Consider the following 13599-nt stretch of genomic DNA (forward strand, 5'->3'; position numbering starts at 1 on the left):
ATTATTTACCCTGATCTCTTAGTTTTCTTAATTGTTCCATTCTATCCTGCTCGACCTTTTTAGCATCGGCATTAGTAACAGACTTGTTCTCTATTTTACTCCAGTCGGTCGCTTGTTCGACTCTGTTTGAAGAATTATTGTAACGACCACGAGGATTCCTTGGCTTATTTTGGAAATCACTGATTCGTTTTAACGCATCTTCAGGCGTTTTAACGCCATTCATTTTCCAATCATTGGCAACTGTTTCCATAAATGGTCTAGTTAAAGCTGAAGAGCTTTCCAAAATATAGTGGATCATGATGTTTAATACAGGTACTGGCAAGAAGGATTGATTAGCAATCTGTCTCAGTGCATTGCTTTCTGCTGTTCCAGTAAATCCACCTTTACTCTGCTTCTCAGCTGCCAAAAAGTCAGCCGGTGTCATTGAATTGGCACGTTCTATCAAAGTACTCTGTGGATTATTGGAACCGGGTTTAGAAGGAGCAGACTCTTGAATTTTTTCTTTGGGAACTCTGGCAGAAATATTGACACGATTCTCAAATCGTTTCTGTGCCAAGCGTTTCAAAGCATCCGAATCTATCTGATTCTTTACTAGATCTTCAGTTTTACCAATAATATCAATCAATTCAATCTCATCGATGCCATAAAATGAATGAAGATTATTCAAAGTATCCTCATTCTTGATCAAATCTTCTCGACTAATTTTGTAAAGTTGAGAGACTCGCTCAGATATCAACTCGAAGTCCAATTTTGTTGATGGCTTTTCATCAACTTTAGGCGTGTTCACCAACTCAGTGTTTTTGAAATTCTCTCGAGAATTTGAAACTTCAGCCGGCGTATTTATCAAGTCATCATCACTCAAACGAAATACATCTAAAAAGCCTTTTGAAATATCTTCAGCATCATCAATGATATCAATCTTAGTTCGATACTTATCAGATAATTTTGTATACTCAGATTCACCTATTTTTTCAAGAAGAAACACACTGAGCAAATCTTCGTTAAAGAATTCTTTCGCAGATAAGGGACTAAAAAGTTGGTATACCAAATAACTTCCCATTTCGTCTTCTTTTTGGAAAGTTTTTAGTAAGCCAAGGGCTTCTAGTTTGATACGCTCATTTAAAAATTGATTTGTATCTATATCTAATAAACTAAATAACACTGAATGACTTTGGCGTTGAGTGACAATCTGCTTTACTGGAATCTTTTCCCATAGTAACTGATAGATACTAAATGCTGTCGTTCCAATAAGAGGTAAATACAGGTCAGTCAAAAGCCTCCTGGAATTATCATCAAACTGATTATTTGTCACACACCAAAATCCGGTCAAGGGAGTCAGATTTTCTTGGTTAGATTCAAAAGGCACAGTAGTCCCCCTTTATTTCGTTTGCTTGTCTTTCTTGTTATCTTCAGGTTCATTTCCCATCATTTCTTGAACCTCTTTCATGAATCCGTTCATGTCTTTAAATTCACGATAAACACTGGCAAATCGAATATAAGTGACATCATCGACATCGGCTAATTCTTTCATGACATGTTCACCAATGACTTGTGATCTTATTTCATTTTCACCAGTAGCACGCAATTCATTTTCGACCTTGTCAACAATGGCATTCATTTGATCCATTGTAACTGGTCTTTTTTCAGCAGCACGAACTAATCCACGCAAAAGTTTTTCACGTCTGAACTCTTCACGGTTACCGTTTTTCTTAATTACTAGTAGTGGCGATTTTTCAATTCTTTCAAATGTGGTAAACCTTGTACCGCAATATTCGCATTCTCTTCTACGTCTGATAGCACGGCCTTCATCGCTTGGTCGACTATCAACAACTTTGGAAGAATCATGATGACAATGTGGACAAATCATAGCAATGACCTCTTTTCCCGATTAAAGTTGCTTTAATAATTTATCAATTTCATTATTTAGTGATTCAAGATCACCTGAGTTATCAATTAAATAGTCTGCTCGAGCTTTTTTCTCATCAATAGACATTTGAGAATTAATTTTTGCACGTGCAGCTTGTTCATCTAAACTATTACGTTCCATCAAGCGCTGTAACTGTTGCGGTGGCTTGACGTATACAGTAATTGTAGCATTGAAATAGTCTTGGTAGTTAGCCTCAAATAATAATTGGATTTCAAAAAAGTATATCTTTTTATCGCTACTATTGCGAACTTTTTCAATTGTTTGGACAATATTCTTACGAATTATTGGACCAGTAATTTGAGTCAATGCTTGTAACTCATCAGAATTATTAAAAACTATTTTACCTAATTTCGCCCTATTTAAAGAACCATCTGAATTCAAAATTCGGTCACCAAAATGTTCAGCAATCTGTTCTAGGCCAGGTGTCCCAGGCTCCACTATTTCTCTAGCAACTTGATCAGCGTCATAAACTACGCAACCACGTGATTTTAATATTTCCAAGACTGTGGATTTCCCAGTAGCAATACTCCCAGTCAATCCATAAATCTTACTCATTTGATCACCTGACACTTAGGACAGAAGTGAGTCCCACGTCCACCAACTTTGATTTTCTCGATCTCAGTACCGCAGCGTGCACAGGGTTCTCCCTCTTTGCCATAAACTTTTAAACTATTTTGCATAGTTCCAGCATGACCAGCTGCATCAAGATATGAACGAACCGTTGATCCACCTGACTTGATTGCAATATCAATTTCATGATTTGAACATTCGATTATTTTTTTGATATCGTCATCAGTTAAATGATTTGCAGGAGTCTCCGGGTGGATTTTAGCTTGCCATAATACTTCATCAACATAAATATTTCCTAAACCACTCATTACCGATTGATCTAATAAAACAGTTTTTATATCTTTCCGATGTCTAATAATTCTGGGTTTAATATTTTCAAAAGTAAATTCAGTGGAAAGTGGTTCTGGACCAAGTTTAGCTATCGACTTATTTTCAGATAATCTATCTGTTGGCCAAAGTTGCATGCGACCAAACTTGCGGACATCATTGTAAATCAGTTTTTGCCCATTATCTAAACTAAAAATAGCATGGGAATGCTTGTCAATCATAGCCGGATCAGCTGACACTCGGTACTTACCTTCCATTCTTAAATGACTGATGATCGTATAACCATTATCAAGATGGATCAATAAGAATTTTGCACGTCTGTCTATATCAGTAATCGTCGCACCAGTAACGGTCTCTTTGAATACATCAACATCCCCAGTGATCAGGTTCTGGTATCTAATTTCTACATTTTCAATTCTTCTATCTTTAACTAAATCTAACAAGCCACGTCTAACTGTCTCAACCTCAGGCATTTCAGGCATTATCTTCACCTACTATTTATTTTGCTTCGTACCAAGTTTTACCATGTGCTGATTCAACTTTCAAAGGAACATCAAGTTTCACAGCAGAATCCATTACGCTTGGAACTAGCTTTTCTAAAATTGGAATTTCTTCTTTTGGCGCTTCAAAAATCATTTCATCGTGTACCTGCAAAAGTAAGTTTGCTTGAAGATTCTCATCTTTGATCTTCTTTTGCATATTGATCATAGCAACCTTAATAATATCGGCTGCACTACCTTGAATTGGTGTATTCATAGCTGTTCTTTGAGCAAAATTTCTGAGCGCAAAGTTTTTAGCATGGATATCTGGTAGATATCTACGTCTATGCATAATTGTTTCAACATAACCATTTTCACGAGCAAATTTAACAATGTCGTCCATATACTGTTTAACTCCAGGATATTGTTCAAAATAATTTTCGATAAATTGTGCGGCTTCTTTACGAGTAATACCAATATTTTGAGAAAGACCGTAGTCACTTATTCCATAAACAATTCCGAAGTTCGTGGCTTTGGCTTTTCTTCTCATATCAGGAGTTACATCATCAGTGGTATCCAAACCAAAAATACGCATTGCAGTATGAGCATGGATATCATAATCTTCCTTAAAGGCTTCTTGCATATTTTCATCCCCGGAAATGTGGGCTAGAACACGCAACTCAACTTGTGAATAATCAGCTGAAAACATTTCCCAATCTGGATGTTTTGGAACGAATGCCTTTCTGATCTGACGTCCTTCATCAATACGAATCGGAATATTCTGTAGATTAGGATCGATTGATGACAAACGGCCTGTTTGTGTCAATGTTTGTTGATAAATTGTATGGATCTTGTTGTCTTGTTGAATGAATTTTTGTAATCCAATAGCATATGTAGAATTGATTTTTGAAATTTGACGATAATCCAAAATCATTTGTACTACTGGTGACTTGTCCTTTAATTTTTCTAGAACATCGACAGCGGTTGAATACCCGGTCTTAGTCTTTTTAATTACAGGCAATTTCAAATCTTCAAATAAAACTACACCCAACTGTTTTGGAGAATTAATGTTGAATTCTTCGCCAGCTTCTTGATAGATCTTTTGTTCGATTGTATTCAATCTTTCAGCAAATGAATTTTCCATTTCCTTCAGTTTGGCAGCTTCGACAGTCACACCTTTGATTTCCATAGATGCCAACACGATTGATAATGGCAATTCAATCTCATCGTATAGACTATCTTGGTCATTATCTTTCAACTCTTGCATCATCTTGTCATGTAATTCGTTGATGATTTGGGCCTTTTGACATAAAAAGTTCATCAAAACTTTTTCATCTTCAGGTATGGCACGTTTTGTACCTTTACCATAAAATTCGTCGGCATTAGGTAAGTTATGACCATAATTTTGGGCAACGATACCAATGTCTGTTTTGTTATTGTTAGTATCCAAAAGATAAGAAACCAGCAACATATCAAAACTAACTCCATTGAATTCACATCCGTATCGATTCAATAAAGCAATTGTCTTCTTGTTATCAAAAACATATTTTTCCTTTTTACCGTCAGCAAGCCATGATTTGAAATTGGCATCTTCTAAGATTGTCACATCAGTCGTTGCGTAAAAGTTGCCTTCACTCTCAACAGCTAATCCAATGATCGGAGAAATATGATAATTCTCACCCAAGCTTTCAACAATCAAAGTTTGAGTTTTATTGGATGAAGCAATTTTTTTAGCAGCTTCGGCATCCAATTCAGCAAATTTGATTTCTGGAAGTTCTGCTTGAGTTTCGCCAGTGTCAACGTCCATTTTTTCTAGGAATGAGTTGAAGCTCATTTTTTGATAAAACTGGATCAATTGTTCTTGATTGTCACCTTGATATTCAACATCTGCCAACTTCACTTCAATAGGAGCTTCGCAATTGATAGTCGCTAACTTCTTACTCAGGAATGCTTGATCCTTGTCATTTATCAAGTGTTCCTTTAACTTGCTTTTCTTCATTTCATCAACATGTTCATATAGGCCTTCCATAGTCCCATATTCATTTAGAAGTTTAATGGCAGTTTTTTCACCAACTTTTTCTACACCAGGATAATGGTCAGAATTATCTCCCATCAGTCCCTTCATATCAATGATTTGTTCAGGAGTGATGCCCAATTTTTCTTTGACATGAGTAGGTGTATAAGCTTCGGTCTCAGTCACACCTTTGATATTTACTTTTACGGTAACCTTGTCAGTAGTTAACTGGGTCAAATCTCGATCACCAGTAATAATCGTGACGTCCATACCGTCTTTTTCGCCCTCTCGCGAAAGAGTACCAATAATATCATCAGCTTCATAATTCTTGAGTTCGTAAGTTTTGATTCCACGAAGATTTAGCATTTCTTGAATCAATGGTAATTGTTCCATTAATTCAGGTGGAGTCTTGGCTCTAGTACCTTTGTAATCGGAAAACATTTCTGTTCTAAAAGTTGTCTTTCCAGCATCAAACGCCACTAGCGCGTGTGTAGGTTTTTCATCTTTTAAAATAATATCAAGCATATTATTGAACGCATACAATGCATTAGTATGGATTCCATCACCTGAAATAAACTTGTCCAAAACATTATGCATAGCAAAAAATGCCCTGAATGAGACACTATTTCCATCAATCAAAAGAAGCTTCTTTTTATCAGCCATATTCTCTCCCATTAAAAACGAAATTAATCATTACTATTCTAACAAATACCGAGGGTTTGTGATAGTTAACTACCTTTAGACATTAAAAGAGATATCGAATGTTTCAAAGTTTTCACTTCAATTCGATATCTCTTTTGATTTAAAAATTTAGTTCAAATGATGAAAAGTGCATCTCCGCTGATTGCTCCGATTCACTTTTCTGCTTTGATTCTTTGGGTAACCTAGTTATGTTTTATAGCATAAACGGGTTCCGAACTGCAGGCTCCTAGCATAACTGCACCACTTTGAGCACGCTACGCGCGCTTTCAAAGTGGCACTGTTATGTACGGAGTCTGAACGCAGTTCTCCACCCTCTTGCCACTTCTACTGCTGATTTGGATTCAATGTACTTAATATTTGTTCATATGCTGACTCATACTTTTGTACATCTCCTGCACCCATGAAGATCATGACTGCATTGTGGTAATCAAGAAGTGCTGACATATCTTCTAGTGTCAACACTTCTCCACCTTTATGGATCTTGTCGCCTAAATCTTTACTTGTTATATCTCCGTGTTTTTCACGTATTGATCCGAAGATATTTGTTAAATAAACTTTATCTGCCAAATCTAATGATTTAGCGAAATCGTCCATTAGGGCTAATGTTCTTGTGTATGTATGTGGTTGGAAAACAGCTATTACTTCTTTATCTGGATATTTTTGTCTTGCGGCATCAATTGTAGCTTTGATTTCTTGTGGATGATGGGCGTAATCATCAATGATTACCATATCAGCAACTTTCTTTTCACTGAAACGACGTTTAACTCCACTGAATGTTTGTAATTCGCGGTTGATCAAGGCATGGTCTAGATGCTCCATATGACCTACTCCGATTACTGCTAGTGAGTTTAATACGTTATGTTCACCATATAGTGGTACTTGGAAGTTACCGATATCCTTGCCGTCGATCGATACATCAAACGATGAACCTTTTACGGTTCTCTTGATATTTGTTGCACGGATATCATCGGATTCATCTAATCCATAATAGTAGATTGGGGCATCAGCATTTATAGCTTTAGCATGTTTATCTTCTCCCCAAATGAAAATACCTTTTTTAGTTTTACGTGCTTCGGATTCGAAAGCATCTACAACGTCATTGATTCCACCAAAGAAATAGTCTGGATGATCAAAATCAATATTTGTGATTACTAAATAATCAGGTGAATAATCTAAGAAGTGACGACGATATTCGTCGGCTTCAAATACAAAGAATTTTGCATCTTTTTCACCCTTACCAGTACCATCACCGATCAAGTAAGATGTCTTAGCAATTCCACTTAAAGTATGTGCTAAAAGTCCTGTTGTACTTGTCTTACCATGTGATCCGGCAATACCAATTGATGTATATTCTGAAACTAACTTACCAACCATTTGTGGATACGTTACGACTGGCAAATGCATGTCGTTAGCTTTTTTGATTTCAACTTGATCATCGTCAAAAGCATTACCCTTAACTATAGTCAATCCTTCATGAATATTTTTCTCATCAAATGGAAGAATCTTGATTCCAGCTTGTTCCAAGCCTCTTTGGGTAAAAGTATACTTATCAATATCTGATCCTTGTATTTCGTATCCCAAATCTTTCAATATCAATGCTAGGGCACTCATACCAGTACCCTTTATTCCGACAAAATGATAAACTGTTTTTTCCATAATTACTCCTAATTGAACATTTTTTCAGCTGCAGCAAAGTCGAATCCGTCTCCTGCTGTACCATTTTCCAAAACTAAGATTCCTCGTTGCTTAGGTGCATTCGGAATACCAAGCTCTTTTGCGGAACAAATCATTCCGTAACTATCGACACCACGTAATTCACCTGGCCAAATTTCCATACCTGTTGGCATTACGGCACCTGGCAAGGCAACAACTACTAGTTGTCCTTGATCAATGTTTGGTGCACCACAAACAATTTGGACAGGTTTATCGAGTCCAACATCAGTTTGTGTAATGTGCAAGTGATCTGAATCTGGATGTTTAACCATCTCTTCAACGTGACCAACTACGAATTTAGGTGCATTATCGACTTCCAAACTTTCTGAGAAGCCAGCATCCTTAATTGCACTGTTTAAAGTATCTACTTGTTTTTGATCAAGTGATATCTGTCCATTTTCTTTTTCGATTCCAAGTGATTTACCTAGACCAAAAAAATTGAAACCAATGGCATCATTAGTTTCATTATTATAAATTTTAACTACATTACCTTTTTTTTCGAAAGATTGCTCGACGTTGGTATCATCTGCCAATTCAACGATCAAAATATCGCCCAGAACATCTGGATTATAAAAACTTAATAGCAAGTTCTTTCCCTCACTCAAATTTATTTATTAATTACCGAGTCAACAAAAGTCTCAACTTCTTCTTTTGTCTTACGGTCTTTATTTACTAGTCTACCAATTTCTTGACCATTTTCAATTATAACAAAACTTGGAATACCCATGATACTTAATTCTTGAGCAATTTCCATATTGTTATCACGATTGAAGCTGATCCATTCAAAATCTGAGTATTCTTGTTCTAATTCTGGAATTTTTGGTTCAATAAATTTACAATCTGGGCACCAATCTGCGTGGAAAAATAAAATAAATTTTCCTTCTTTAGTTACCTTGTGCCAGTCTTTTTCACCATAATCTTCAAAATTTTTCATAATATTCTTCACCTCATATTGAAAATATACTTTTTAAATCTAAAACGGTCAATTAAACGCTCTTATGGTAGCCGGAAATAATATAATAGTGTTAATATAAAACTATAAAACATCAAGGAGTGATTTAATATGAGTAAAAAAGGTTTCGGTTCAGTTATTCTTGCTGGTACTGTACTAGCTGCTGGTGCAGCTGCTACTGTTTTGGTTAAACATCATTTAGACAGCGAAAAAATCATCGACAAAGTAAAATCAGTTCTCGGAGAAGACAGTAAAGTCATTGGATCATGGGTTGAACCATTCTATCAACGCGTTGACGTGAATGGTCAAACTTCATGGGGCATTGTTGGTGGCGTTACAACTATGGACGACTTCGACGTTGCACAATATCACTTCATTGCTGATGCTGTTTCTGGCGAACTACTCAACATTAAAAAGGTACAATAATCAAATAACTTTTAAAAATGGGCTTTCAGGTAATTTATCCTGAAGCCTTTTTTTGAAAACTTTTCTTCATATTCAGTTTGAATATTGTTTAAATTCAATCCTTCATTGTTATGTAAATCTAATGAAATCTCATCAAATTTCATTCCATAATTATTCATACTGATCAGTGAATACTCAAATAGACCTTGGTTGTCAGTCTTAAACTTGATGTGACCATCATCTTTCAAAACATATTTGTATTGTTCAAGGAAGGCTTTATAAGTAAGCCTTCTTTTTTCGTGTCTTGTTTTTGGCCAAGGATCTGAAAAGTTCAAATACAAACCGTCTATTTCATTTTCCGCAAATAATTCTGACAATTTAGATCCATTATCCAAAAGTAATTGAAGATTAGGAAGTTTCATTTCAACTTGCTTTTTGAGAAGCAAAGAAATTGCTCCCTCTTGAACTTCCATAGCTATGTAATTATTTTGAGGATTTTGCTTAGCTAAATCGGTAATAAAACGACCTTTTCCCGAACCTAATTCAAGAAATAATGGTTGTTCTTTTTCGAATTTACTTTGCCACTTACCCTGCATATCTGTTGGTTGAACTGAAATTAAATCAAGATTATCATTGATCATTTCTTTAGCCCACGGCTTATTCCTTAGTCGCATTAAAATTCTCCATTATCTAAATATTTTTTTAATTGTCTTGGCATATAAATATAGTTTAAGAAAAGTATTACTGCAAGACCAGCAATTATTATAATCACTGAATTTATACTGAAACCAAATTTATAAATAATTGGGAAAATACTTACTACCCATTGAATCAATAACATTACATTACTTATTTTTGTAAATGAAGCAATTTTATCCTTACCGCCAACTGGATAAAGACGTTGCATCAAGTTTTGCATTACTTCTTTGAAGTATGGCTTTAATTGGAAACCTACTAGATATATAAACAAAACTTCAACAATCAATGAGATATAGAAATTATCAATAAAACTCATCAAAATAATTTGAAGAATCGTTAATCTCAAAAATAATCCAAGGTATTCATTATTTCTAACGACCCCTCGTGCGAATAAATAGGTATATGTATTCTTTGATTCCAATTTAATACTACTGAATAACCAATCAAGCCATTTACGGCGTTTAATTTTGCTAGTAACACCAGGTACATCAGTAAATAGGTTATAAAATCTCTTAACTCTAAACATTCTTTGATCTTCATCAGAAATTGCTTTTTGCCATTGAAGTTGTCCTGATTCACATTGTTTCTTATTTTGAAGAGCAAAATAAATCCAGCCAATTAAAGTGACGATCGGAGCAATTATTCCCGAGGTGTATACCGATATAAACATTACAATCAGGTACACAATATTCAACAATAATTTAAGACTTACTCCAGAAATGCTTCCCTTATTGTAAATGCCTAATAGTTCAACATCTAATAAATTCATTTTGAAGAAAATAGTCGACAAAGCTAACATCGACATATCAAAAACTGGAATCGAACCTGCTTGGAATGCAAACGGTGAAACGACTCCACTGACAACTATCAAAAGTACGATCGGTATTGCCCTGCTATAATTTTCTGCAGATTTGAAATACTGATAGAACTGCTTTTCTCTGACTAATAAAAAGGTACTGTCAGGATCCTCCAACAATGTTGCCAAATGTCCACTTTGAACCGTGACAAATAAGATCAATACTACGATGATTTTCCCGAACCATAATTCGCTATGTATTGTATCTAGCAAATTTGAATACCAGAAACCTAAAGCTCCTAATAAAACAATAAAAGCCAAAACGAATGTATCGTTGAAAATCAATCTAAGATATTTAAACTGACCTAGCTGATGTCTTCTTAAACGTTCTTTCCATAAACCTGTCATTATAGATCCTCGTGTGACATCTTGATATAAATATCATCTAGATTGGCATCTTGCATATCAAATTTGGCTTTTAACTCATCAAGTGTTCCATCAGCACGAACTTGTCCATGATTAAGTAAAATAAATTTGTCAGCATGGTCCTGAACTGTTGCCAAAATATGTGTCGACATCAATACAGAACAACCAGCATTTTTCTTTTCTTCAACAATATTCAGTAAATCGTTAACAGCTAGTGGATCAAGGCCAGTAAATGGTTCGTCAATAATAAATAATCTGGCATCTGTCATAAATGCGCAGACAATCATGACTTTTTGCTTCATACCTTTAGAAAAGTTTTGAGGGAACCATTCCAATTTATTATCCAATCTAAATGTCTTGAGCAAACGATTAGCATTTTCCCATGTCTTGTCATGATCCAAGCCATAAGCCATTATCGTTAGATCAATATGTTCTTTTAATGTTAACTCTGGATATAAGATAGGCATTTCGGGTACATATGCAATTTTCTTCCTATAACCCTCAACGTCCTGATTCAGACTCATTCCGTCAATTAGAATTTGACCTCCTCTAGGAGTAAGCAATCCAATAATATGTTTAATAGTAGTCGACTTACCGGCACCATTTAATCCAATGAGACCAACAACTTGTCCATCTTCAACTTTAAATGATTCCTTTTTTAAAACGGAAACTTGACCGTAACCACCAGTCAATTCTTTTATTTCTAATGTCATGGATAAACCACCTATAATCTGTTTTTAATAACTTTTTTATGATAGCATTGTATTAATTGTAATGCTTTATTTGAAAGGGGAAATTTTTATGGATGACTGTATTTTTTGCAAAATTATTCGAAACGAGATACCTAACATCACAATCTACGAAGATGATGATATTAAGGCATTCTTCGATATCTCACAAGTTACACCCGGCCATACTTTAGTAGTTCCTAAAAAACATGTTCAAAATATTTTTGAATACGATGAAGAATTAGCACAAAAAGTATTCAAAAAGGTCCCAATGATTGCTCGTGCAATCAAAGAATCTAACGACAAAATCATTGGAATGAACATTTGCCTCAACAATGGTGAAATCGCCTATCAAAGTGTTATGCATTCACATATTCACCTAGTACCTCGTTATTCTTCTGACGATGACTTCTCAATGACTTGGGGAGATAACACAGGTAAAGCTTCAAACGACGAGTTAAATGCCCGTGCAGAGAAAATTAAAGAAAACTTGGAGGCCTAATATGAGTTTCATTGCAGGTTTTATTTTAGGTTCAATTTCCGGAGTAGCTGCTGAATATTACCAATCAACATACGCCACGCCTAAACATAATAATAACAACATAATCAATAATATAAAAGATTTAAAGTCCGATTTCACCAACTTAAAGGATCAATCTTCAGTTGCTGTTAAGGCAATTTCAGGTATTAAAGACGACGTTGTGAATTATACAGAAGACATCAAACCAGATGTTGCTGAACTTAAAGAGTCCGTTGCAGAGTTGCAAGATAACTTAGAAAAAATGCAAAATATCAACAAGTAAAATATGAATTTTTTGTGCTTTTTTTCTTAATAATCAATCAATCACACCAGTTTTATGGTATTCTCTTCAATTGTAGACATATTTTAAATAAGGATGTGTAAAGATGAACAAACGATTTACTAAATGGATCCTAGCTATTGCTGGTCTATTACTAGTTACTGTTGTTGCTGGTTGTTCAGGTAACAAAACAGTTGCAACAATGAAGGGTGGACGTATTACCCAAAACGATTACTACAAAGAAATGAAGGAATCGTCAACAGGTAAACAACAACTTCAAACAATGATTATCACAAAGGCTCTTGAGAACCAATATGGTAAAGATGTTTCAGATAAGAAAGTTACTAAAGAATACAACAAATACAAGAATCAATATGGTTCTTCATTTAGCTCAGTTCTTCAACAAAATGGTATGACAACAGCTCAATTCAAGAAGAATATTCGTACTAACCTACTTACTAAAGTAGCTCTTGAAAAGAACAAGACAGTTACAAACAAAGACTTGAAGAAACAATGGAAATCATATTCACCTAAGATTACAGTTTCACAAATTTTAGTTGCAAAGAAATCTACAGCACAAACAGTTATTGATAAACTTAACAGTGGCTCAAGCTTCTCAAGTTTAGCAAAACAATATTCAACAGATTCAGCTACTAAGAACAAAGGTGGTAAGATGGCCGCTTTTGATAACGATAGTACAAGTGTTGACACTGACTTAAAGACAGCCGCATTCAAGCTTGATAAAGTCGGAGATGTTTCATCAGAGCCTGTTAAGACTCAATATGGTTACAGTGTTCTTAAACTAGATAACAAACCTTCTAAGGGTAAGATGAGCGACCATAAAGCAGAACTTAAGACAAAGATTTACGCCGGTTGGATGCAAGATTCATCAGTAATGCAATCAGTTATCTCTAAAGTCTTGAAACGTGCTGATGTTTCAATCAAGGATAATGATTTGAAAGACGTTCTAGCTGGTTATGTTACAAAATCAGGTAACGCTGCTAATTCACAATCATCATCAACTCAATCAACACCAAGTAAATAATTAAATCAACAGCCTG

Annotated in this window: 15 protein-coding genes; 4 read left to right on the top strand and 11 right to left on the bottom strand. The window is 35.1% G+C overall.

Translation table 11 applies throughout. The annotated features are described in order from the left end of the window. Nucleotide 1 precedes the first annotated feature (1 nt). The 8 genes from EKM63_RS02210 to EKM63_RS02245 form a co-directional block, all read right to left on the bottom strand. On the bottom strand, nt 2-1366 hold the full coding sequence (locus EKM63_RS02210) for a DnaD domain protein (RefSeq protein WP_125703275.1): 1365 nt from the start codon (nt 1364-1366) through the stop codon (nt 2-4). Nucleotides 1367-1378: 12 nt separating this feature from the next. Next, nucleotides 1379-1867, bottom strand: coding sequence for a transcriptional regulator NrdR (gene nrdR, locus EKM63_RS02215; RefSeq protein ID WP_125703277.1), 489 nt, complete (start codon nt 1865-1867; stop codon nt 1379-1381). A gap of 21 nt (nt 1868-1888) precedes the next feature. After that, nucleotides 1889-2482: a dephospho-CoA kinase gene (gene coaE / locus EKM63_RS02220; RefSeq protein WP_125703279.1), complete on the bottom strand. Its 594-nt coding sequence runs from the start codon at nt 2480-2482 to the stop codon at nt 1889-1891. Then, the gene (gene mutM / locus EKM63_RS02225) at nt 2479-3306 is read right to left on the bottom strand and encodes a DNA-formamidopyrimidine glycosylase (RefSeq protein WP_125703281.1); all 828 of its coding nucleotides are present in this window, start codon (nt 3304-3306) and stop codon (nt 2479-2481) included. The genes coaE and mutM overlap by 4 nt, the downstream gene beginning before the upstream one ends. A 16-nt stretch (nt 3307-3322) precedes the next feature. Next, nucleotides 3323-5980 carry a DNA polymerase I gene (gene polA, locus EKM63_RS02230; protein WP_125703283.1) on the bottom strand — a complete coding sequence of 886 codons (2658 nt, stop codon included), beginning with the start codon at nt 5978-5980 and terminating at the stop codon, nt 3323-3325. Between the two features lie 363 nt (nt 5981-6343). Then, complete coding sequence (gene murC, locus EKM63_RS02235) at nt 6344-7675, bottom strand: UDP-N-acetylmuramate--L-alanine ligase (RefSeq protein ID WP_125703285.1); 1332 nt, start codon at nt 7673-7675, stop codon at nt 6344-6346. Between the two features lie 8 nt (nt 7676-7683). Continuing rightward, nucleotides 7684-8319, bottom strand: a complete 636-nt coding sequence (gene ytpR, locus EKM63_RS02240) for a YtpR family tRNA-binding protein (RefSeq protein ID WP_125703287.1) — start codon at nt 8317-8319, stop codon at nt 7684-7686. Between the two features lie 20 nt (nt 8320-8339). Continuing rightward, the gene (locus EKM63_RS02245; RefSeq protein WP_125703290.1) at nt 8340-8666 is read right to left on the bottom strand and encodes a thioredoxin family protein; all 327 of its coding nucleotides are present in this window, start codon (nt 8664-8666) and stop codon (nt 8340-8342) included. Nucleotides 8667-8795: 129 nt separating this feature from the next. Here EKM63_RS02245 and EKM63_RS02250 point away from each other — a divergent pair, with 129 nt between their 5' ends. Next, nucleotides 8796-9110 (top strand): hypothetical protein, encoded by a 315-nt coding sequence (locus tag EKM63_RS02250; RefSeq protein WP_125703292.1) that lies wholly within the window; start codon nt 8796-8798, stop codon nt 9108-9110. 11 nt (nt 9111-9121) lie between these two features. On the opposite strand, the gene trmB is transcribed toward EKM63_RS02250, so the two are convergent. The 3 genes from trmB to EKM63_RS02265 are packed head-to-tail and all read right to left on the bottom strand — an operon-like array spanning nt 9122 to nt 11723. Further along, entirely contained in the window at nt 9122-9763 is a 642-nt protein-coding gene (gene trmB, locus EKM63_RS02255) for a tRNA (guanosine(46)-N7)-methyltransferase TrmB (RefSeq protein WP_125703294.1), read from the bottom strand. Next, a complete protein-coding gene (locus EKM63_RS02260) occupies nt 9763-10992 on the bottom strand; it encodes an ABC transporter permease (protein ID WP_125703296.1) in 1230 nt (409 codons plus the stop codon). The genes trmB and EKM63_RS02260 overlap by 1 nt, the downstream gene beginning before the upstream one ends. Beyond that, nucleotides 10992-11723 (bottom strand): ABC transporter ATP-binding protein, encoded by a 732-nt coding sequence (locus EKM63_RS02265; protein ID WP_125703298.1) that lies wholly within the window; start codon nt 11721-11723, stop codon nt 10992-10994. The genes EKM63_RS02260 and EKM63_RS02265 overlap by 1 nt, the downstream gene beginning before the upstream one ends. A gap of 88 nt (nt 11724-11811) precedes the next feature. Between EKM63_RS02265 and EKM63_RS02270 the strand changes: the two genes are divergently transcribed. The 3 genes from EKM63_RS02270 (at nt 11812) to EKM63_RS02280 (ending at nt 13583) form a co-directional block, all read left to right on the top strand. Continuing rightward, the gene (locus EKM63_RS02270) at nt 11812-12240 is read left to right on the top strand and encodes an HIT family protein (protein ID WP_125703300.1); all 429 of its coding nucleotides are present in this window, start codon (nt 11812-11814) and stop codon (nt 12238-12240) included. 1 nt (nt 12241) lies between these two features. After that, nucleotides 12242-12541, top strand: a complete 300-nt coding sequence (locus tag EKM63_RS02275; RefSeq protein ID WP_125703302.1) for a hypothetical protein — start codon at nt 12242-12244, stop codon at nt 12539-12541. A gap of 103 nt (nt 12542-12644) precedes the next feature. After that, on the top strand, nt 12645-13583 hold the full coding sequence (locus tag EKM63_RS02280) for a peptidylprolyl isomerase PrsA (protein WP_125703304.1): 939 nt from the start codon (nt 12645-12647) through the stop codon (nt 13581-13583). Nucleotides 13584-13599 lie beyond the last annotated feature (16 nt).

It is taken from the genome of Companilactobacillus mishanensis (assembly GCF_003946505.1).
GTDB lineage: Bacteria > Bacillota > Bacilli > Lactobacillales > Lactobacillaceae > Companilactobacillus > Companilactobacillus mishanensis.

Coding starts and splice junctions, on each gene's coding strand:
- nrdR (WP_125703277.1), bottom strand. CDS start 1,867: ATGATTTGTCCACATTGTCATCATGATTCTTCCAAAGTTGTTGATAGT.
- coaE (WP_125703279.1), bottom strand. CDS start 2,482: ATGAGTAAGATTTATGGATTGACTGGGAGTATTGCTACTGGGAAATCC.
- mutM (WP_125703281.1), bottom strand. CDS start 3,306: ATGCCTGAAATGCCTGAGGTTGAGACAGTTAGACGTGGCTTGTTAGAT.
- polA (WP_125703283.1), bottom strand. CDS start 5,980: ATGGCTGATAAAAAGAAGCTTCTTTTGATTGATGGAAATAGTGTCTCA.
- murC (WP_125703285.1), bottom strand. CDS start 7,675: ATGGAAAAAACAGTTTATCATTTTGTCGGAATAAAGGGTACTGGTATG.
- EKM63_RS02245 (WP_125703290.1), bottom strand. CDS start 8,666: ATGAAAAATTTTGAAGATTATGGTGAAAAAGACTGGCACAAGGTAACT.
- EKM63_RS02250 (WP_125703292.1), top strand. CDS start 8,796: ATGAGTAAAAAAGGTTTCGGTTCAGTTATTCTTGCTGGTACTGTACTA.
- trmB (WP_125703294.1), bottom strand. CDS start 9,763: ATGCGACTAAGGAATAAGCCGTGGGCTAAAGAAATGATCAATGATAAT.
- EKM63_RS02260 (WP_125703296.1), bottom strand. CDS start 10,992: ATGACAGGTTTATGGAAAGAACGTTTAAGAAGACATCAGCTAGGTCAG.
- EKM63_RS02265 (WP_125703298.1), bottom strand. CDS start 11,723: ATGACATTAGAAATAAAAGAATTGACTGGTGGTTACGGTCAAGTTTCC.
- EKM63_RS02270 (WP_125703300.1), top strand. CDS start 11,812: ATGGATGACTGTATTTTTTGCAAAATTATTCGAAACGAGATACCTAAC.
- EKM63_RS02275 (WP_125703302.1), top strand. CDS start 12,242: ATGAGTTTCATTGCAGGTTTTATTTTAGGTTCAATTTCCGGAGTAGCT.
- EKM63_RS02280 (WP_125703304.1), top strand. CDS start 12,645: ATGAACAAACGATTTACTAAATGGATCCTAGCTATTGCTGGTCTATTA.